The sequence below is a fragment of the Terracoccus luteus genome, from assembly GCF_003635045.1.
Taxonomy (GTDB): Bacteria; Actinomycetota; Actinomycetes; order Actinomycetales; family Dermatophilaceae; genus Terracoccus; species Terracoccus luteus.
In genome coordinates this window covers 1-18,333 of sequence record NZ_RBXT01000001.1, presented here as the reverse complement: position 1 = coordinate 18,333, position 18,333 = coordinate 1, and the positions used below count along the sequence as shown (strand labels likewise).

Here is an 18,333-nt window from a genome sequence, read left to right as displayed (position 1 = left end):
CTGTCGGGGCCGGTCTGGTGGGTGGTGCGGTGTCGGGTGGTCGCCCGCTCAGGTGCGGGCGCGCTCGAAGAGGTCGGCGCGCGGGTCGACGTCACCCTCGGCGGCCGCCATCTTCTCGATGGCCTCGCGGGCCTCGTCGGTGAGTCGCTGCGGCACGACGACCTGCACCCTCGCGAGCAGGTCGCCGGTCGAGCCGCCGCGCGTGACGCCGCGGCCCTTGAGCCGCAGCACCCTCCCGCTCGGCGTGCCGGGGGCGACCTTGACCTTGACGCTCGTGCCGTCGAGGCTCGGCACGGCGACCGTGGCGCCGAGGGCGGCCTCGGCGAAGGTCACGGGCAGGTCGACGGTGAGGTTGTCGCCGTCGCGCCCGAAGACGGGGTGACGTTCGACCGAGACGGTGAGGATGAGGTCGCCGGGCGTCGAGCCGGGGTCGCCCTGACGGCCCTTGCCGCGCAGTCGGATCCGCTGGCCGTCCTTGACACCGGACGGGATGCGGGCCGTGACGCGCCCGAGCTCGGGAGAGCTGAGGCTGACCGTCGAGCCCTCGACAGCGTCGCGGAAGGGGATGGTCGTCGAGGCCTGCACGTCAGCGCCGGGTCGCGGCCCGGCGGTGGAGCCGAAGCCCCCGAAGCCGCCTGGAGCGGCGCCACCGCCACCGAACATCTGGCCGAGGATGTCCTCGATGTTGGGCTGGCCGCCGCCTCCGGCGCCGAAGGGCACCCGGCCGCCGGGGCCGCCCGGGCCACCGGCACCGCCGAAGGCGCTGAAGATGTCCTCGAACCCCGCACCGCCCCCGCCGGGACCACCGGCGGTGAAGCGGGCGCCGCCGCCCGACATGGCCCGCACGGCGTCGTACTCACGCCGCTGCTCGGGGTCGGACAGGACGGCGTACGCCTCGCCGATCTCCTTGAAGCGCGCCTCCGCCTTGGGGTCGCCGACGTTGTGGTCGGGGTGCATGGTGCGGGCGAGCTTGCGGTACGTCTTTTTGATCGTCGTCGCGTCGGCGTCGCTCGGCACGCCCAGAGTCGCGTAGAAGTCCTTCTCGAACCAGTCCTGGCTAGCCATCTGCTCGCACCTCCCTCGGGTGTCGGTCCGGTGTCGGCGACGGGTGCGTCGCCCGCGCCCGTCCGGTGACGGTGCGCGTCGCTCTCATGGTGCCGGATGCCGCGGGGCCGGCTGTGTGGCCCCGCGGCGTCCGGTGTCGTGTCGTCTCAGACGGGGTCGGCGACGGACACGCGCGCGGCGCGCACGAGGCGCTCACCGATGCGGTAGCCCGGCTGCAGCACCTGCACGACGGTCGTCCCGGTCGAGCCCTCGGGCAGCTCGGCCTCGACGTGCATGAGGGCCTCGTGCACGTTGGGGTCGAACTCCTGCCCCGCCTCGCCGAGCCGCTCGACGCCGTAGCGGCCGAGGATCGACTCGAGCTTGTCGGAGATCGAGGCGAACGGGCCGTCGGCGAGGTCACCGGCCTGACGGGCCATGTGGATGTCGTCGAGCACCGGCAGCAGCGCCTCGACGACGCTGCCGACCGCGGTCGTGCGGATGACCTCGCGGTCGCGGTCGACCCGCTTCTTGTAGTTGACGTACTCGGCCTGCAGCCGCTGGAGGTCGGCGAGGTACGACGACGCCAGGGCGTCCTCGTCGGCGATGGCAGCCTCGGCCGAGTCGACCGGGGCGTCCGAGCCGGCCGAGCCAGTCGGGCTGCCCGAACCTCCTGCGGTGTGGTCGAACTCGTCCTCACCACCGGGCTCGGACGAGGCGCCCGCGCCACCGTCGGCGTACTCGTGGCGGCCACGGCCAGCCGAGTCCGTCGTGCCCGACGCGTGAGGCGCCTGGCCCTGGGGACCGCGCTGACCGGCATCCGACGACCGGCCCGTCTCGGGGACGCCCCCCGGGGCGCCGGCGTCGCCGCCGGCCCCCGGGGTCACGTTCTCGGCGTCGGTCACTTGGCGTCCTTGGTGGTCTCGTCGTCGTCGACCACCTCGGCGTCGACGACGTCGTCGTCGGCCGAGCCGTTCGCGCTGCCGGCGTCACCGGTCGGGGCGCCCTGCGCGTCGTCGGCGCCGGCGGAGGCGCCCTGCGCCTGCTCGGCGGCGTAGACGGCCTGGCCCATGGCCTGCGACTTCGTGTTGAGGTCCTCGATCTTGGCCTTGAGGTCGTCGGTGCTCGTGTCGGCACCGTCGACGATCGCGGCCCGCAGGTCGGCGAGCGACTCCTCGACCGGCGTCTTGACGTCGGCGGGGATCTTGTCGCCCGACTCGCTGAGGAAGCTCTCGGTCGAGAAGACGAGCTGCTCGGCCTGGTTCTTCAGCTCGGCCTGCTCACGGCGGTTGGCATCCTCCTCGGCGTGGGCCTCGGCGTCCTTGACCATGCGGTCGATCTCGTCCTTGCTCAGGGCCGAGCCGCCGGTGATCGTCATCTTCTGCTCCTTGCCGGTGCCCTGGTCCTTGGCACTGACGTTGACGATGCCGTTGGCGTCGATGTCGAAGGTGACCTCGATCTTCGGCACGCCGCGGCGGGCCGGCGCGATGCCGGTCAGCTCGAAGGTGCCGAGCGACTTGTTGTGCTGGGCGATCTCGCGCTCACCCTGGAAGACCTGGATGAGAACCGACGGCTGGTTGTCGTCGGCGGTCGAGAAGATCTCGCTGCGCTTGGTCGGGATGGCCGTGTTGCGCTCGATGAGCTTGGTCATCAGGCCGCCCTTGGTCTCGATGCCGAGCGACAGGGGCGTGACGTCGATGAGCAGGACGTCCTTGCGCTCGCCCTTGAGGACACCGGCCTGCAGGCTGGCGCCCATGGCGACGACCTCGTCGGGGTTGACGCCCTTGTTGGGCTCCTTGCCGCCGGTCAGCTCCTTGACGAGGGCGGTGACGGCCGGCATGCGGGTGGACCCACCCACGAGCACGACGTGGTTGATGTCGCCGACGCTGATCCCGGCATCCTCGATGACCTTCTTGAACGGGGCCTTCGTGCGGTCGAGCAGCGACTTGGTCATCTGCTCGAACTGCGCGCGGGTGAGGTTCTCGTCGAGGTGGATCGGGCCCTCGGGCGTCATCGAGATGTACTGCGCCGAGATGTTGGTGCTCGTCGCGGTCGAGAGCTCCTTCTTGGCGCGCTCGGCCTCGTCACGCAGGCGCTGCATCGCGATCTTGTCCTTGGACAGGTCCTGACCCGTCTTGTTCTTCACCTGGGTGATGAGGTGCTGGACGATGACGTCGTCCCAGTCGTCGCCACCGAGGTGGTTGTCACCGTTGGTGGCGCGCACCTGGATCGTGGCGAAGCCGTCCTCGGCGTCCTTGCCGACCTCGAGGAGGGACACGTCGAACGTGCCGCCACCGAGGTCGAAGACGAGGATGAGCTCGTCCTCCTTGCCCTTGTCGAGGCCGTAGGCGAGCGCGGCCGCAGTGGGCTCGTTGACGATGCGCAGGACGTTGAGGCCCGCGATCTCACCGGCCTCCTTGGTGGCCTGACGCTCGGCGTCGTCGAAGTAGGCGGGGACGGTGATGACGGCGTCGGTGACGGTCTCACCGAGGTAGCTCTCGGCGTCGCGCTTCAGCTTCTGCAGCGTGCGGGCGCTGATCTCCTGGGCGGAGTACTTCTTGCCGTCGATGTCGTCGGACTTCCAGCTCGTGCCCATGTGGCGCTTGACCGAGCGGATCGTGCGGTCGACGTTGGTGACGGCCTGGCGCTTGGCGACCTCGCCGACGAGGACCTCGCCGTTCTTGCTGAACGCGACGACCGACGGGGTGGTGCGCCCACCCTCGGCGTTGCTGATGATCGTCGGCTCGCCGCCCTCCAGGACGGAGACGGCCGAGTTGGTGGTTCCGAGGTCGATTCCGACCGCACGTGCCATGGGTGACTCCTTGGTGCTCGGGTCCTGCTGTGATCAGGTCTGTGGTCCGTGGTGCTTGCCGCTCAATCTGCCTCGCGTCACCGGTCTTGTCAAAGTGACGCTCTCAAATCTTGCGCTCACCAGACTCAACTCTGGGACGGATGGTGGTGTTCCCGGTCGCCGAGGCGATTTTCGGGCGTCGGATGCCGGGTGGCTGAGTCGTGAGCGACGGTGGTGAAGGGTTCCGGCCCCTCTGGGGGCTCGTTCTCTTCACGACCCCCGAACCCGGGCCTCGGCCCGGGAACTCCGGCGCCGGGACGTCCGCGGGTCGGTAGCGTCTGAGGCAGGAGGTCCCGATGACGTACGTGCCGAACGCCCTGCTGTCGCGCCTCGTCGGTGACCGCCTCGTGGCGGTGACGTTCGTGCTCGACGACTACCTGCAGCTGCAGTTCGACGCGGCCGACATGAACGTCGACGCCTGGCCGCGGGTCACCCACGTCGACCGCACGTGGACGGCCGTCGACCTCGGCTACGCCGACAGCCTGCGCCACCTGTGCGGTGCGACCGTCACCTCGACGTCGGAGCGCGCCGGCGACGGTCTGCGCATCACGTTCGACACCGGCGAGATCCACATCGACCCGACCCGCGACGAGGTGCACGTCGAGGTCGCGGTGCTGACGCTCCGCCCCGAACCCGGCTCGCGGCATCCGGGTGAGTGGATGTGCTGGCGCGTCGGCGAGGACTCGTTCGAGCACCTGCGCTGACAGCCGCCTGCTACGCGGCGCCGGGGGTGCGGTCGCGGCGCCGGGCGAGCGCCTGGACCCCGTAGAGGGCGAGCCCGACGAGCAGCACGAGCGCCGCCCGCAGGTAGCTCTCGGCCTCCTGCTGGGTGGCGAGCACGACGCACGACGCCGCTCCGAGCACCGGCAGCACGGTGGGGATCCGGAAGTGGTCGCGGTCACCCCGCCCGGCCCCGACATCCGTGTCCGTGCCGTGGGTGTCGTCGACCTCCTCTTGGGCGGCGAGCGGGCTCTTGCCCTCGCGGCGCAGGACGAGCACGCAGACGTTGACGAAGAAGAAGACGACGAGCAGGAGCAGCACGGTCGTCGACGCCGGGGCCTCGAGGCCGCCGGTGAGCAGGAGCACGACGGCGACGAGCGTCGTCGCGGCGATGGCTGCCCCCGGCGTGCGCCGACCCGGCAGCACCGCAGCGAGGGGCGAGGGGAGCAGCCCCTCCGTCGCCATGCCGTAGGCGAGGCGGGAGGCCATGATCATCGTCAGCAGGGCGCCGTTCGCGATGGCGACCAGCGCGATGACGGAGAACAGCCCGCCCGGCACCGAGAGCGGGGACACGGCCATGATCTCGAGGAAGGGGCCGTCGCCGGATGCCGCACGGTCGGCCGGCAGCGACGCCGACACCGCGAGCCCGACGACGAGGTACGCGACCCCCGCGATGGCGACGCCGCCGAGCAGCGCCGTGGGGTAGGACCGGCGGGGGTCGACGGTCTCCTCCGCGATGTTGGCCGACGTCTCGAAGCCGACGTAGGAGTAGAAGGCGAGGAAGACGGCCCCGCCGAGGGCCGACCAGAGAGCTGTGCCCTCCCCGGCCGTCGACAGGTCGGTGACCCTCGAGACGTCGCCGCCGCCCGAGCCGAGCAGCACGACGGCCGCGACGACGACGAGCACGAGCCCGGTGAGCTCGACGAGCGTCATGACGATGTTGGCCCGCAGCGACTCGCTGATGCCGCGCGCGTTGACGAGGGCGACGAGCACGAGGAAGACGATGGCGGTCGGCACCTCGGGAGTGGCGACGAGCTCTTGCAGGTACTCGCCGGCGAACGCGGTGGCGAGGGCGGCGGCGGACGTGAGTCCGGCGCCGAGCATGGCGAACCCGACGAGGAACGAGAGCACCGGGCGCCCGAACGCGCGCTGGACGAAGACGGCCGAGGCGCCTGACCGCGGGTACTTCGTCACCAGCTCGGCGTAGCTGCCGGCGGTGAGCAGCGCGAGCAGCAGGGCGATGACGAGGGGGAGCCAGACCGCCCCGCCGACCTCGGCCTCGAGAGTGCCGACGAGGGCGTAGATGCCGGCCCCGAGCACGTCGCCCAGGACGAAGACGAGCAGGAGAGGGGTGGTGACCCTGCGCCGCAGCGACCGCGGCCCACCCGTCTCCGAGTGGTCGCCGACGGCGGTGTCGCGGACGTTCTCGGTGTCGGGCGTGTCAGGGGCGGCCATCCGAAGGCCTTACCCGGCTGTGAAAGGGTCAACCGGTCGTGGCCGTGGCGGCAGCACCGCAGGGATCTATCACGGAACGGATGAACTGCACTAGTGTTCATCCGTTCACGGGCACAAGGGGGAGCGATGAGCCAGCTCGGCCAGCACTCGGAGCCGACGGGGACCGGCAGCCGCTTCTCCGACGACCTGATGTTCCGGGCCGCCAACGCGTACTACGTCGGCGAGCAGAACCAGGTGCAGATCGCCGAGTCGCTCGGTGTCAGCCGCCCCACCGTCAGCCGACTGCTGTCGGAGGCGCGGCGTCGGGGGATCGTCGAGATCCGGGTGCACCGCCCGCAGGGCGAGGGCGCCGCAGAGCTCGAGGAGCAGTGCGCCACGGCCCTCGGCATCAAGCGCGTCTTCGTCTCGACCGGCAGCAACGTCGCCTCGGTCGGGGCCCGCCTCGCCTCCGGCGTCAACCGCGCGCTCGACGAGGCCGACCTCCAGACGGGCGACGCCCTGCTCATCTCGTCGGGGCAGACCCTGTACGAGGTGGTCCAGCAGGACCTCTCCCCCCGCCCCGGCGTCGACGTCGCCCCCATGGTCGGCGGGCTCGACGAGCCCGAGCCGTGGTGGCAGACGAACGAGCTGACCCGCCTCTACGCCCAGCGAGTCGGCGGCCGGGCGCACTACCTCTTCGCCCCGGCGCTGCCGAGCGCCCTGCTCAGCGAGTCCCTAAAGCTCGAGCCGTCGTTCAAGCGCGTCACCGGCCTGTGGGACACCGCCAAGGCCGCCCTGATCGGCGTCGGCGCCCCGCCGCTGCTGCGGTCGCAGCGCGCCGCCTTCTTCCCGCGCGAGCAGCGGGCCCTCACGGCCAGCGTCGGCGACGTCTGCTCCCGCTTCTTCGACGGCGCCGGCGAGCCCGTCCCCTACGAGGGGGCCGAGCGCCTCGTCGCCATCACCCCCCAGCAGCTCACGGCGATGCCAGCGGCCATCGCCGTCGCCGCCGGCCCCGAGAAGGTCGCGAGCATCGTCGCCGCGGTCCGCGGCGGGTACCTCAACCAGCTCGTCACCGACGCCGCCACCGCGCGCATGCTGGTCGAGCAGGCGGCCGCCGTCCGCTGACGCGAACAACAACCGCTGAACATTGGTTCTGGACAATGGTTCAGACGGATCGTAGGGTGGGCTCGACGGTGACGACGCCACGTCGCCGCAGGAGACGAAGGAGTTTCCGGATGAGCGCACCAGCCGCACCGGCCACCACGGCCGGCCCCGGCACCCGGGAAGCCACACCCTCGGGCCCAAGCACGATCCCCCGGACGATGCAGGCGGTCGTCAACCACGGACCGGAGCGCTACGCCCTCGAGACCGTGCCCGTCCCGGTCCCCGGGCCCGGCGAGGCCCTCGTCCGCGTCGAGGCGGTCGGCATCTGCGCCAGCGACCTCAAGTGCTACCACGGCGCCGCGAAGTTCTGGGGCGACGAGTCGCGCGCGGCCTGGGCCGAGACCGAGGTCATCCCCGGTCACGAGTTCGTCGGTCGGGTGGAGCAGCTCGACGACGAGGCGGCCGCCCGCTGGGGCATCGCGGTCGGCGACCGCGTGACGTCGGAGCAGATCGTGCCGTGCTGGCAGTGCGCGTACTGCAAGCGCGGGGCCTACTGGATGTGCGCGCCCCACGACATCTACGGCTTCAAGCGGCGCACCCCCGGCGCCATGGCGCAGTACATGGTCTTCCCGGCCGACGCCCTCGTGCACCGGGTGCCCGGCGACCTGCCGCCCGCGCACGCCGCCTTCATCGAGCCCCTCAGCTGCGCCCTCCACGCGGTAGAGCGAGCCGGCATCCGGTTCGGTGACGTCGTGGTCGTCGCGGGATGCGGACCCATCGGGCTCGGCATGGTGGCCGGTGCCGCTGCCACCTCCCCCGCCGCGGTCGTCGCTCTCGACTCGGCCGACCACAAGCTCGATCTGGCCCGCAGGTGCGGGGCGACCCACACCGTCAACATCGCCCGCGACGACGTCGTCGCCGCCGTGCACGCCCTCACCGACGGCCTCGGCGCCGACGTCTACCTCGAGGGCAGCGGGCACCCGAGCGCGGTGCTCCAGGGGCTGACCCTGCTGCGCAAGATGGGCACCTTCGTCGAGTACAGCGTCTTCGGGTCCGACGTCACCGTCGACTGGACGATCATCAGCGACGACAAGGAGCTCGACGTCCGCGGCGCCCACCTCGGCCCGCACTGCTGGCCGGCCGCGGCCCGCATGCTCGAGTCGGGCCGGCTCCCGCTCGCCGACATCGTCACCCACGAGCTGCCGCTCAGCGAGTTCCAGCGGGGCCTCGACCTCGTCGGCGACGGCACCGCCTCCATCAAGGTCGCCCTCATCCCGGGCTGACCCACCGCGCACCGCCCCCCTCGACCTGCACACACCCCTCCGTGCCCCGCCGCCGACGCGCGGCCATCCCGGCACGCCCCCGACCGAACGGCCACACCCGCACCGCTCACCAAGGAGATCCAGATGTCGACCACCACCCGCCGCCGCGCCACGTTCGCCGTCGCCGCGCTCACCTCCGCCCTCGCCCTGGCCGCGTGCGAGAGCCAGGGCGAACCCTCCTCCGGCAGCTCCGTCGTCGGTGGGGGCGCCGTCGAGAACGCCAAGGTCGCCTTCCTCATGCCCGACCTCGCCTCGACCCGTTACGAGCTGCAGGACAAGCCGCTCTTCGAGGCGAAGATGAAGGAGCTGTGCCCCAGCTGCACCGTCATCTACCAGAACGCCGACTCCGACGCGAGCAAGCAGCAGCAGCAAGCGAACTCGGCACTCGCACAGGGAGCCAAGGTCCTCGTCATCGACCCGGTCGACTCTGCCGGTGTCGCCTCGACGGTGCAGGCCGCGCAGTCGCAGGGCGCGAAGGTCATCGCCTACGACCGGCCGAGCACGCAGGCCAAGGCCGACTTCTACGTCTCGTTCGACAACGAGAAGATCGGCAACCTCATCGCCACGAGCCTCGTCGAGCAGCTCAAGAAGACGAACGCCCAGGGCGGCATCCTCGAGATCAACGGCTCCCCGACCGACGCCGCCGCCGGCCTCATCAAGAAGGGCGTCCACAGCTCCGTCGACACGAGCGGGTTCACGCTGCTCGCCGAGTACGACACCCCCAACTGGCAGCCGGCCAAGGCCCAGGAGTGGACCGCCGGGCAGATCACCCGCTTCGGGTCGAAGATCGTCGGCGTCGTCGCGGCGAACGACGGCACGGGCGGTGGCGCCATCGCCGCCTTCAAGGCGGCCGGCACCAAGGTCCCGCCGGTGACGGGCAACGACGCCGAGCTCGCCGCGGCGCAGCGCATCATCAGCGGCGACCAGTTCAACACCATCTCCAAGCCGATCAAGATCGTCGCCGAGGCGGCGGCCGAGAGCGCCTACTCGCTGCTGCAGGGCAAGGCACCCGAGAGCAAGGCGACCGTGTTCGACACCCCCGCAGAGCTGTTCGTCCCCGAGGTCGTCACGAAGGAGAACATCAAGAAGGTCCTCTTCGACAGCGGCATCATGAAGGCGTCGCAGGCCTGCACCGGCGCCTACGCGGCCGGGTGCACCGAGCTCGGGATCAAGTGACGTGACGGCCCAGGTCACGACCCCCGCGGCGACGGCCGCCCACGAGGGTGCGGAGGTGCTCGCTCTCGAGGGCGTCACGAAGCACTTCGGCGCCGTCGCCGCCCTGACGGACATCGACCTGACGGTGCACCGAGGAGAGGTCCTCGCCCTCGTCGGTGACAACGGCGCCGGCAAGTCGACCCTCGTCAAGGTGCTCGCCGGCGTCCACTCCGCCGACTCCGGCACCATCACGTTCGAGGGACGCCCGGTGCGCATCACTTCCCCCGCCGACGCCCAGGAGCTCGGCATCGCGACCGTCTACCAGGACCTCGCGCTGTGCGAGAACCTCAACGTCGTCGAGAACCTCTTCCTCGGCCGCGAGCTGCGACCGGGTCGGCTCGACGAGGTGGGCATGGAGATCAAGGCGTGGGAGCTGCTCCGGCAGCTGTCGGCCAAGATCCCCACGGTCCGCATCCCGATCGCCTCGCTGTCGGGCGGGCAGCGCCAGACCGTGGCGATCGCACGGTCGCTGCTCGGTGACCCCAAGGTCATCATCCTCGACGAGCCGACGGCCGCCCTCGGCGTCGCCCAGACGGCCGAGGTCCTGAACCTCGTCGAGCGGCTGCGCGAGAACGGCCACGGCGTCGTCATGATCAGCCACAACATGGCCGACGTCCTCGCCGTCGCCGACACGGTGGCGGTGCTCCGCCTCGGCCGCAACAACGGCGTCTTCCGGGTCGCCGACGTCAGCGCCGAGGACATCATCGCCGCCATCACCGGGGCCACCGACAACGCCGTGACGCAACGCGCGTCGAAGCGGACGCCGACCGCCCCGGCGGACCACCCGGCATCCGCCTCGTCGGCGGACGGCGACGGCGACGCGGCCACGTCCCCCGAGACCGACCCGACCCCCATGACGAACGAGGAGACGAGGGCATGACCACCGCACCTCCGAAGGCACCGACCAGCTCTCCGGTCGCGTCCGACCGGCTCGACGAGCGGCTCCAGTCCCGCGAGGGCCTGGGCGGCTGGGTGCAGAGCTGGGTCGACCGCTTCCGCGGCGGCGACCTCGGCCTGCTGCCCGTCATCATCGGCATCGTCGTCATCTGGACGACGTTCCAGGTGCTCAACCCGGTGTTCCTCTCGAGCGCCAACCTCGTCAACCTCACCCTCGAGTCGGTCTCGACCGGCGTCATCGCCCTCGGCATCGTCTTCGTCCTGCTGCTCGGGCAGATCGACCTGTCGGTCGGCTCGGTGAGCGGGCTGTCGGCCGCGAGCGTGGCGACCCTGTTCGTGCTCAAGGGTTTCCCGGCCGTCGTCAGCATCGCGGCCGCGCTCGCCCTCGGCATCGTCGTCGGCCTCGTCTACACGGTGATGTTCAACCGCTTCGGAGTGCCGAGCTTCGTCATCACGCTGGCGGGTCTGCTCGCCTTCCTCGGCGTGCAGCTGTGGATGCTCGGTGAGCAGGGCTCGGTCAACCTGCCCTTCGACTCGGGCCTCGTCCGCTTCGCGCAGGTCTCCTTCATGCCGGATGCCGTCAGCTACGTCCTCGTGGTCGTGGCGGCGACTGCCGTGTTCGTCACCGGCTACCTCACCGCGCGCACGCGGCGGGCCGCCGGTCTGTCCGCACCGTCGCTGCAGGGCCTCGCGGCCCGCAGTGCGGTGCTGCTCGTCGGGCTCGGCTTCGCGGCGTGGTACCTCAACCGCGACCGTGGCATCGGCTGGATGTTCGCGATGTTCCTCGCCCTCATCGTGGTGTCGAACTACCTGCTCACCCGCACGCAGTGGGGGCGCTCGATCTTCGCGGTCGGGGGCAACGCCGAGGCCGCTCGACGGTCGGGCATCAACGTCGGGCGGGTCTACGGCTGGGGCTTCGTCGTCTGCTCCGTGCTCGCGGCGCTCGGCGGCGTCCTCGCCGCCGCCCGGCTCGGCTCGGCCACCCCGGCGACCGGCACCGGCGACGTCAACCTCAACGCCATCGCGGCCGCCGTCATCGGTGGCACGAGCCTCTTCGGTGGTCGCGGCTCGGCGTGGGCGGCGCTCGTCGGCATCATCGTCATCACCTCGATCACGAGCGGCCTCACCCTGCTCGACCTCAGCAGCGGCTACCGCTTCATGGTCACCGGCGCGGTGCTGCTGCTCGCCGTCGCCCTCGACTCGGTCGCGCGCCGCTCCCGCGCGAGCCACGGCAAGGGCTGACGGAAGCGGCGGACGGGCCCGGGTCGGGTGTCCGGGCCCGTCCGTCTGCCCGCCCGTCCGTCTGTCTGTCTGTCTGTCTCTCCAGCGTGGCAGCGGGGCGGCGACGGAGCGACGCCCGGATGCCGCCGCCGCCGCCGCGTCCGCGCTCGCGACCCCGACGCCGACCACCCCGCCGTGCCACGATGAAACGGCTCCCTCCGACAGGAAGGCAGGACCAGTGACCGAGCTCGTCATCGGCGTCGACATCGGGACCGGCAGCACCAAGGGCGTGGTCGCCACACCGGACGGGCAGGTCGTGCACACGGCATCCCGACCGCACGGGCTCGAGCTCCCGCGGCCCGGCTGGGCTGAGGTCGACGCCGACGAGGTCTGGTGGGGCGACGTCGTCGCTGTCACCCGAGAGCTCGTCGACGCCGTCTCCGCGGCCGGGGACGTCAGGGCGGTCAAGGGCTTCTGCGTCAGCGGCGTGGGGCCGTGCTTCCTGCCCACCGACGACGAGTTCCGGCCGACGCGCAAGGCGGTGCTCTACGGCATCGACAGCCGCGCCGGCGACGAGATCACCGAGCTGGAGGGCCGGTTCGGCGCCGACCGCATCCTCGAGGTGGGCGGCACCCCCCTGTCGAGCCAGGCGGTCGGACCCAAGGCGCTGTGGGTGCGGCGGCACGAGCCGCAGACGTGGGAGCGCACGATGCGGTGGTTCAACTCCAACTCCTTCGTCGTCGCCCGCCTCACCGGCGAGTACGTGCTCGACCACCACACCGCGAGCCAGTGCGACCCGCTCTACGACATGGCCGCCCACGAGTGGTACCGCCCGTGGTGCGACGAGGTGGTCGGCGACCTCGCCATGCCCCGCCTGGCCTGGCCCCACGAGGTCGTGGGCCACGTCCACGCCGCAGGCGCGGAGGCGACCGGTCTGCCCGTCGGCACGCCGGTGTCGGTCGGCACGGTCGACGCGTGGGCCGAGGCCTTCAGCGCGGGTGTCCGCCGGCCGGGCGAGCTCATGCTCATGTACGGCTCGACGATGTTCTTCGTGCAGCAGGTCACCGCGCCGCAGCCGCACCCGATGCTGTGGTCGACGGTCGGAGTGCTGCCCGGCACGTCGAGCATGGCCGCCGGTATGTCGACGTCGGGCAGCCTCACCGGCTGGGTGCAGCGGCTCACCGGCGACGCCCCCTTCGAACAGCTCGTCGAGGAGGCGGCCGCCGTCGCCCCCGGCTCCGACGGCCTGCTCGTGCTGCCCTACTTCGCCGGCGAGCGCACCCCGATCTTCGACCCGCGGGCGCGGGGGCTGGTGCTCGGTCTGACGCTGACCCACGGGCGGGCCGAGCTGTTCCGAGCGGTCTACGAGGGGATCGCGTACGGCATCCGGCAGATCCTCGAGTTCCTCGACGGCCCGGACTCCCCCGTCGACCGCGTCGTGGCCGTCGGTGGCGGGACCCAGGGTCGGCTGTGGACCCAGATCGTCAGCGACGTCACGGGCCGCGAGCAGACCGTGCCCGCCCAGGCCATCGGCGCGAGCTACGGCGACGCCCTGCTCGCCGCCATCGGGACGGGTCTCGTCGACCCCTCGACCGACTGGGCCCGGGCCGGGCGGACGGTGCAGCCCGACCCCGCCCGACGCGACCTCTACGACGGTCTGTACGAGCAGTACGTCGGCCTGTACCCCGCGACCCGCGACGCGATGCACCACCTGGCGGCCCTGCAGGAGGACGACGCCGCCGGGCGAGGGTGACGTGGCGCCGACTCCGGTCGTCAAGGTCGACCTGCGGCGCGAGCTCGTCGGCTACCGCGCCCGGCACGGCCGGTTCGACCTCGTCACGCTGCCCCCGCGCCGTTACCTCGCCGTCGACGGGGCGGGTGACCCGAACACGTCGACCGCCTACGCCGACGCCGTCTCGACGGTCTACCCGGTCGCCTACTCCCTCAAGGCCGTCGGCCGGGCCCGGTACGGCCGGGACCACGTCGTCATGCCGCTCGAGGCCCAGTGGTGGGCCGACGACCCGTCGGTCTTCACCACCCGCCGCGACAAGGCGTCGTGGCGCTGGACGGTGCTGCTCCTCGTGCCCGACTGGCTGACCGACGACGACGTCGCCGAGGCGTGCGCGGCCGCGGCGGCCAAGGGCCGGCGCCCCGCGCTCGAAGCCCTGCGGGTCGTCACGCTCGACGAAGGGCTCGTCGTGCAGACCCTCCACGTCGGCCCCTACGACGACGAGGGTCCGGTGCTCGCGCAGCTGCACGACGAGGTACTGCCGGCGCGCGGCCTACGCCCCACGGGGCACCACCACGAGGTCTACCTCGGCGACCCACGGCGCTCGGCTCCCCAGCGGTTGCGGACGATCCTGCGTCAGTCGGTCGAGCACGTCGACGTAGCAAGCAACCCCGTCGTCAACTGAGCGGGCGCGACCGGGGCACAGACCGTTCCGACGCGAGCATCGCGTACTCGTACTCGTCGACCCAGCCGAGCTCCGCGTGCCACAACGCCTGCACCCCGTGACGCTCACGCCGCATGCCGAGCCCCTCCAGGATGCGCACAGATGCGGGGTTGTCGGCGAAGCACGCCGCCACCACCCGTCTCGCGCCGAGGTCGAACGCGGCGTCGAGCAGACCCCTCGCCAGCGCGGATCCGACACCCTGCCCGGCGTGGACCGGGTCGACGACGTAGCCGATGAGCGCCTCCTCGAGCGCCGCGGGTCGAGGCTGACCGCTGCCGCGCCGCAGCTCGAGGAACCCGATGGCGACGACCTCCCCGTCGCGCTCGGCCAGCTCGGCGACGCACGAGTGGTCGGTCGGGCTCGTCACCGCCTCGACGAGGTCGCGGCGCAGGTCGTCGGGGTCGACGTGGGTGTGCACCATGAAGCGGTTCACGCCCGCGTCGTTGCGGAACCGGAGCACCTGCTCGGCGTCGCCCACGCGCGGCGCGCGCAGCAGCAGCGGGCCGGCCTCACGGGGCCACGGACTGCTGCCCGTCGTCACCGGACCTCCTCGGACGCAGCCGGGACGAGCCGGCACCGCGTCACGATGTCCTGCGCCACCTCGTCGGGCGTGCGCCGCCCGACCTCCACGACGACGTCCCCCACGCCGGCGGCCGCCATGGCCGCGTCGAGCTCGGCCGTCCGCGAGAGGTACCAGTCGACCGTCTCGCCGCTCTCGCGACCCCGGAGCCGCTCGCGCATGAGCTCGACACCCACCGACAGGCGCACGACCGCGACGTCCGCACCGGGGCAGGCCCGCTCGTAGCGACCGCGCCCCGACGGGTGCTCGACGACGTCGGCGAGCACCAGGAGGTCGACCGCCTCGGCGCGCACGTTCGGCACGATGGCGGCGAGGTCGGCCAGCCCCAAGGCGATGGCGAACGGGTCGTCGTCACGGCGTGGGAACACGAGGCGCACGTCGTCGAGGTCGAGGGCGACGTGCCGGATGCCGTCGTGGTCGAGCCGCCGTGACAACGCTGCGAGAGTCGTCGTCTTCCCTGCGCCCACCGGCCCGGTGAGCACGATGACGCGCCACGGGCGCACGGTCGACTCGTCGGGCATGGTCGTCACCCTAGACAGGCGCCGCGTGCGGGCTCGGACGGCGCAGCCCGGATGCCGGTCGGGCCGTGCTCGCGCGCACGGCCGAGCTCTGCGCCGGCTGAGTCCGACGCTCAGTCCTCCGGCAGGTCGGCGAAGCGCTGCTGGGTGTCCTGGTACCACCCCATGCCGCCGGCCGGGTCCTTCCAGCGCGCCGCCATGGCGTCGGCCGCCTCACGGTGCGACTCGTCGCCCGACTCCTGGGCCGCCTTGAGATGGGCGTCCTGGGCCTGGATGACGTCGTCGGCGCTCTCGCCGCGGTGGGCCGTGTCGCAGGGTCCGCCGAGGTCGTGGCAGGTCATGGTCTTCATCGTTCCTCCTGGTGTCGGTCTCGTGCTTCCACTGTGTCGACGACGAGCGGGCGGCGAGTGTGACGAGCCGTCGTCCACCGTCTCCGGTCCGCCTCCCGACGGACCACCCGGGCGAGCGTGCCCGGCTCCGCCCGGAAGCTGATGCGCCGTACCTGCCCGTCCTCGACGTCGAAGTCGAACAGCACCCGCGCCTGCCCTCGATCGAACCACGCGTAGCCCGCGCGGTCGCCGACGAACACCGGCAGGGCGGCGTGCGCACTGCCGTCGAAGAACTCGGCGATGCGACGTCGGCCCTCGATGGCGCCCGGCGTGCCCACCTGCACCGCCTCGGCGTCGGCCACCACGTCGGCATCCGGGGCGAGCAGGGTGAGCAGCCGCTCGAAGTCGCCGCCGCGGGCGGCCGCCATGAACGCGTCGACGACCTCCCACTGCGCGAGCGCGTCGTCGGATGCCGGTTGGCGCACCTTCGCGCGGGCCCGCGACGCGAGCTGGCGCGCGGCTGCCGGGCTGGTGTCCAGAGCGGCCGCGATGACGGGGAACTCGAAGCCGAACGAGTCGTGCATGACGAAGGCGACCCGCTCGGGCGGGGTGAGCCGGTCGAGGACGACCTGCAGCGCGACGCCGACCGAGTCGGCCAGGGCCACCTCGTCGAACGGGTCGGGGCTGCCCGTGTGCCCGGAAGCCGACGTGGCGGTCTCGACGAGCTCGACCACCCGGTCGGGCCCCGCGGGTTCGGGGACACGGGCCCGCAGGCGGTCGAGGCAGAGGCGGGTCGTCACCGTCGTGAGCCAGGCGGGCAGGTTCTCGATGCCGGCGCTGGTGCCCGAGAGCCGGAGCCACGCCTGCTGCACGACGTCGTCGGCCTCGTGCGCGTCACCGAGCACGCGGGCGGCCAGTCGCTGCAGTCTCGCCCGTTCGGCTTCGAACGGCGCCGTCGTGTCCATGCCGTGCCTCCCGGTGCCACCGCCGTCGTCTGCTCCGACGACGGATGACGCGAGGGAAGTGTGACAGGCGACCGTGCCCGGCGACATCCCCGCGTGGGTGTCGGGACGTGGCCACTCGACGGTCGAGCGGGGCGGGGGCCGAACGGTGGCGTGTCGGGACGTGGCCTCTCGACGGTGGCTGGGTGGCCTCTCGACGGGGTCAGGGGGTGAGCGAGACGTCGTCGACGAGGAAGGTCGTCGACAGGCCGTCGTCGTCCTCGGTGCTCGTCCAGGCCAGGCGCACCGTCCGCCCCCGGTAGGCGGACAGGTCGAGGGCCTGCAGCCGGTAGCCGCCTCCGTCCGCGGTGTCGCTCACGGTCAGCAGCGGGGTTCCGTCGACGGTGACGCGGAGGCGGTCGTGGGCCCGGCCGTCGGTCTCCTCGCTCGCGACCCGCAGCCAGAACCTCAGGGTGGCGTCGCCGGAGGTCGGGACCGTGACCTGCTGCGCCAGCGAGTCGGTGTGGGTCTCGCCGTAGCCGCCGAGCCACGCGTACCCGTCGCCGGAACGGGCGTACAGCCCGTCGCCCACGATGACGCCCGGGTCGGCGACCCAGCCGCCGGACCCCGACTCGAAGTCGCCGTTGACGACGCCTCGAGCGCCGGCCCTCGTGCTCACCACCCACGTCACCGCGGCGACGCCGGTGGCCCCGGTGGCGTCACGGGCGACGAGCGTCGTCGCGAACGTGCCTGCCTCCGTGGGACGCCCGCTCACGGTGCCGGTGCGGTCGTCGACCGTGAGCCCCTGGGGCAGGTCGACCGCCCGCCACGCCACGACGCGCGAGCGGGGGCTGCTGGCCGCGACCGCCAGCCGCACCGGAGTGCCGACCACCGACGTCTGCGCCGCGGGCTGGGCGACCGTGACGACGTCACCCGGCGTCGGGGCGGCGAGGGCCGCCGGCGACACCGGGGTGCCGAGACCGGTGGGGCCGTCCCAGCCCGGGCCCGCGGTGCACAGGGCGCCGGGTTCGCACGCCCCGGTCGACCCGGACGTGACGTCGGTGAACGCGGAGCGGTGCGCCCACGGGTACGACGCCGGCTGCGAAGCCGGGTCGGGGGCGCCCGCAGCGGCGGACGCGGCAGCGATGATCGGCGCCGACGCGCTCGTGCCGCCGTACACGCCCCAGCCGCCCGCGCCTCCGTAGCTGTCGTAGACCGCGACGCCGGTCTGCGGGTCGGCCACGGCGGAGACGTCGGCGACCGCGCGACGGGGGCACACGGAATCCGGGACCGTCTGCCACGCCGGGCGCGGCACGGCGGCCGAGCAGCCCGATCCTGCGCCGGCCCACGCCGTCTCGGACCACCCGCGGGTGCCCCCACCGCCGCGGGTCAGCGACGTGCCGCCGACCGCCGTGGTCACGCCCGAGGATGCCGGGTAGCTGACCCCCGCGCCGTAGCCGAAGTCACCGGTCGAGGCCGAGTAGACGACGCCGCGGCTGCGGAGGTACTCGGCGTCGAGGGACGGGCCGTCGGTGCCCTCGGCGCGTCCCCAGCTCATCGACACGACCCGACCGCCGAGCCGGGCGGCCGTGCGGGCCGCCGCGAGGAGGTCGTCGCTCGGGGTGTCTGCCTCGACGAGGGTGATGCCGCACCGCGGACAGACGGCCGAGACCATCGCGAGGTCGAGCGAGGCCTCACCGGCCCAGC

Annotated in this window: 16 protein-coding genes and 2 pseudogenes; 9 read left to right on the top strand and 9 right to left on the bottom strand. The window is 72.5% G+C overall.

All coding sequences use genetic code 11. The annotated features are described in order from the left end of the window. Nucleotides 1–48: 48 nt before the first annotated feature. The 3 genes from DFJ68_RS00085 to dnaK form a co-directional block, all read right to left on the bottom strand. Complete coding sequence (locus DFJ68_RS00085; protein WP_121029989.1) at nt 49–1,065, bottom strand: DnaJ C-terminal domain-containing protein; 1,017 nt, start codon at nt 1,063–1,065, stop codon at nt 49–51. Nucleotides 1,066–1,211: 146 nt separating this feature from the next. Beyond that, a complete protein-coding gene (locus DFJ68_RS00080; protein ID WP_245963352.1) occupies nt 1,212–1,946 on the bottom strand; it encodes a nucleotide exchange factor GrpE in 735 nt (244 codons plus the stop codon). Continuing rightward, nucleotides 1,943–3,853 (bottom strand): molecular chaperone DnaK, encoded by a 1,911-nt coding sequence (gene dnaK, locus DFJ68_RS00075; protein WP_121029987.1) that lies wholly within the window; start codon nt 3,851–3,853, stop codon nt 1,943–1,945. The genes DFJ68_RS00080 and dnaK overlap by 4 nt, the downstream gene beginning before the upstream one ends. 335 nt (nt 3,854–4,188) lie before the next feature. Between dnaK and DFJ68_RS00070 the strand changes: the two genes are divergently transcribed. Continuing rightward, the gene (locus DFJ68_RS00070; RefSeq protein ID WP_121029985.1) at nt 4,189–4,596 is read left to right on the top strand and encodes a hypothetical protein; all 408 of its coding nucleotides are present in this window, start codon (nt 4,189–4,191) and stop codon (nt 4,594–4,596) included. 10 nt (nt 4,597–4,606) lie between these two features. On the opposite strand, the gene DFJ68_RS00065 is transcribed toward DFJ68_RS00070, so the two are convergent. Further along, on the bottom strand, nt 4,607–6,067 hold the full coding sequence (locus tag DFJ68_RS00065) for an APC family permease (protein ID WP_121029983.1): 1,461 nt from the start codon (nt 6,065–6,067) through the stop codon (nt 4,607–4,609). A 126-nt stretch (nt 6,068–6,193) separates the two neighbouring features. On the opposite strand from DFJ68_RS00065, the gene DFJ68_RS00060 reads away from it, so the two are divergent. The 8 genes and pseudogenes from DFJ68_RS00060 to DFJ68_RS00030 all read left to right on the top strand — a co-directional run bounded on the left by DFJ68_RS00060 (nt 6,194) and on the right by DFJ68_RS00030 (nt 14,219). Then, entirely contained in the window at nt 6,194–7,171 is a 978-nt protein-coding gene (locus DFJ68_RS00060) for a sugar-binding transcriptional regulator (protein WP_121029981.1), read from the top strand. A 197-nt stretch (nt 7,172–7,368) separates the two neighbouring features. Then, the gene (locus tag DFJ68_RS00055) at nt 7,369–8,433 is read left to right on the top strand and encodes an alcohol dehydrogenase catalytic domain-containing protein (RefSeq protein ID WP_121029979.1); all 1,065 of its coding nucleotides are present in this window, start codon (nt 7,369–7,371) and stop codon (nt 8,431–8,433) included. 123 nt (nt 8,434–8,556) lie between these two features. Then, complete coding sequence (locus DFJ68_RS00050) at nt 8,557–9,648, top strand: ABC transporter substrate-binding protein (RefSeq protein ID WP_121029977.1); 1,092 nt, start codon at nt 8,557–8,559, stop codon at nt 9,646–9,648. Between the two features lies 1 nt (nt 9,649). Further along, a pseudogene (locus DFJ68_RS19050) lies at nt 9,650–10,189 on the top strand (ATP-binding cassette domain-containing protein); the annotation flags it as partial. 111 nt (nt 10,190–10,300) lie between these two features. Next, nucleotides 10,301–10,429 (top strand): annotated as a pseudogene (locus DFJ68_RS19045) (ATP-binding cassette domain-containing protein); the annotation flags it as partial. 134 nt (nt 10,430–10,563) lie between these two features. After that, nucleotides 10,564–11,826, top strand: a complete 1,263-nt coding sequence (locus tag DFJ68_RS00040) for a sugar ABC transporter permease (protein WP_121029974.1) — start codon at nt 10,564–10,566, stop codon at nt 11,824–11,826. A 217-nt stretch (nt 11,827–12,043) separates the two neighbouring features. Next, nucleotides 12,044–13,558, top strand: coding sequence for an FGGY-family carbohydrate kinase (locus DFJ68_RS00035; RefSeq protein ID WP_121029972.1), 1,515 nt, complete (start codon nt 12,044–12,046; stop codon nt 13,556–13,558). A gap of 1 nt (nt 13,559) precedes the next feature. Then, nucleotides 13,560–14,219 (top strand): GyrI-like domain-containing protein, encoded by a 660-nt coding sequence (locus DFJ68_RS00030; protein ID WP_121029970.1) that lies wholly within the window; start codon nt 13,560–13,562, stop codon nt 14,217–14,219. Here the strand turns inward: DFJ68_RS00030 and DFJ68_RS00025 are convergent. From DFJ68_RS00025 to DFJ68_RS00005, 5 genes are all read right to left on the bottom strand, one after another. Beyond that, nucleotides 14,212–14,799, bottom strand: a complete 588-nt coding sequence (locus DFJ68_RS00025; protein ID WP_121029968.1) for a GNAT family N-acetyltransferase — start codon at nt 14,797–14,799, stop codon at nt 14,212–14,214. The two genes, DFJ68_RS00030 and DFJ68_RS00025, sit on opposite strands and share 8 nt — an antisense overlap. Next, nucleotides 14,796–15,359 (bottom strand): adenylyl-sulfate kinase, encoded by a 564-nt coding sequence (locus DFJ68_RS00020; RefSeq protein WP_121029965.1) that lies wholly within the window; start codon nt 15,357–15,359, stop codon nt 14,796–14,798. The genes DFJ68_RS00025 and DFJ68_RS00020 overlap by 4 nt, the downstream gene beginning before the upstream one ends. Nucleotides 15,360–15,469: 110 nt before the next feature. Beyond that, the gene (locus tag DFJ68_RS00015; protein WP_121029963.1) at nt 15,470–15,706 is read right to left on the bottom strand and encodes a DUF1059 domain-containing protein; all 237 of its coding nucleotides are present in this window, start codon (nt 15,704–15,706) and stop codon (nt 15,470–15,472) included. Further along, on the bottom strand, nt 15,703–16,650 hold the full coding sequence (locus DFJ68_RS00010) for a sigma factor (RefSeq protein WP_121029961.1): 948 nt from the start codon (nt 16,648–16,650) through the stop codon (nt 15,703–15,705). The genes DFJ68_RS00015 and DFJ68_RS00010 overlap by 4 nt, the downstream gene beginning before the upstream one ends. 199 nt (nt 16,651–16,849) lie before the next feature. Then, on the bottom strand, nt 16,850–18,333 hold a 1,484-nt coding region (locus DFJ68_RS00005; protein WP_121029959.1), incomplete at its 5' end, for a putative Ig domain-containing protein.

Excerpts from the sequence above, each read along its gene's own strand:
- DFJ68_RS00010 (WP_121029961.1), bottom strand. The coding sequence starts at position 16,650 with ATGGACACGACGGCGCCGTTCGAAGCCGAACGGGCGAGACTGCAGCGA.
- DFJ68_RS00020 (WP_121029965.1), bottom strand. The coding sequence starts at position 15,359 with ATGCCCGACGAGTCGACCGTGCGCCCGTGGCGCGTCATCGTGCTCACC.
- DFJ68_RS00055 (WP_121029979.1), top strand. The coding sequence starts at position 7,369 with ATGCAGGCGGTCGTCAACCACGGACCGGAGCGCTACGCCCTCGAGACC.
- dnaK (WP_121029987.1), bottom strand. The coding sequence starts at position 3,853 with ATGGCACGTGCGGTCGGAATCGACCTCGGAACCACCAACTCGGCCGTC.
- DFJ68_RS00085 (WP_121029989.1), bottom strand. The coding sequence starts at position 1,065 with ATGGCTAGCCAGGACTGGTTCGAGAAGGACTTCTACGCGACTCTGGGC.
- DFJ68_RS00060 (WP_121029981.1), top strand. The coding sequence starts at position 6,194 with ATGAGCCAGCTCGGCCAGCACTCGGAGCCGACGGGGACCGGCAGCCGC.
- DFJ68_RS00015 (WP_121029963.1), bottom strand. The coding sequence starts at position 15,706 with ATGAAGACCATGACCTGCCACGACCTCGGCGGACCCTGCGACACGGCC.
- DFJ68_RS00050 (WP_121029977.1), top strand. The coding sequence starts at position 8,557 with ATGTCGACCACCACCCGCCGCCGCGCCACGTTCGCCGTCGCCGCGCTC.
- DFJ68_RS00065 (WP_121029983.1), bottom strand. The coding sequence starts at position 6,067 with ATGGCCGCCCCTGACACGCCCGACACCGAGAACGTCCGCGACACCGCC.
- DFJ68_RS00070 (WP_121029985.1), top strand. The coding sequence starts at position 4,189 with ATGACGTACGTGCCGAACGCCCTGCTGTCGCGCCTCGTCGGTGACCGC.
- DFJ68_RS00040 (WP_121029974.1), top strand. The coding sequence starts at position 10,564 with ATGACCACCGCACCTCCGAAGGCACCGACCAGCTCTCCGGTCGCGTCC.